At 71.2% G+C, this 663-nt stretch carries 1 pseudogene; it reads right to left on the bottom strand.

Annotated features, from left to right (window positions below):
- Positions 1 to 146: 146 nt before the first annotated feature.
- Positions 147 to 663, bottom strand: a pseudogene (locus tag NS220_RS20335) (hypothetical protein); the annotation flags it as partial.

Genomic DNA, 663 nt, shown 5'->3' with positions numbered 1-663 from the left:
AGGCACGCCGGCGACCCGGGCCCCGCGCCGGCGTGCCTCGTGCCCGCCGCATCCGGGCTTCTACCGCTGGAAAAACGCCGTCCGTGTCGAGACACGCGGCACCGGACCGTGTCTCGGCACAAACGGCGTTTATCGCCCCACCGCGGTCACTCAGAACGCGGGTTGAGTCCGACCCCGCGGAGGTTGCGCCCGTCGATCCGCGCCACCACGGGCAGGCCGGCCGCCAGGAGCGCCGTGCGGAGGCCATCGACCCTCAGTGCTCCGCCGTAGTCCCAGCGCGCGATGCGCCACCCCGCCCGTCGCAGCGCGTCCTCGCGGGTCTTCTCGGCCCGGACGGCCTTGGCGGCGGCGGCAGCATCATGACGGTCATACTTCTCCCACCCGTCGAATTCGCCGATGACGCGATACTCCGGCCAAGAGAAATCGGATCGATAGGCGCGACCGTCGACACGGTGCTCGGTCTGCAGGTCAACGGCGGGGAACCCGCACCACATCACGACCGCCCGACTCACCGACTCGCCCACCGACTCGGATCGCTCATCGCCGTGAGCCACGACCCAGTCGAGCTTCCTCCGGCCGCGCGGATTGCGCTGCGTCGCGGCGAGGTCGCGCAGGTCGGTCGAGGTGACCGTCCCGGTCCGAAGGGCGGCATCCGTGACCGCT

The sequence above is a fragment of the Microbacterium testaceum genome (assembly GCF_001476655.1).
Classification (GTDB): Bacteria; Actinomycetota; Actinomycetes; order Actinomycetales; family Microbacteriaceae; genus Microbacterium; species Microbacterium testaceum_C.
This window is presented reverse-complemented; position numbering and strand designations above follow the sequence as displayed.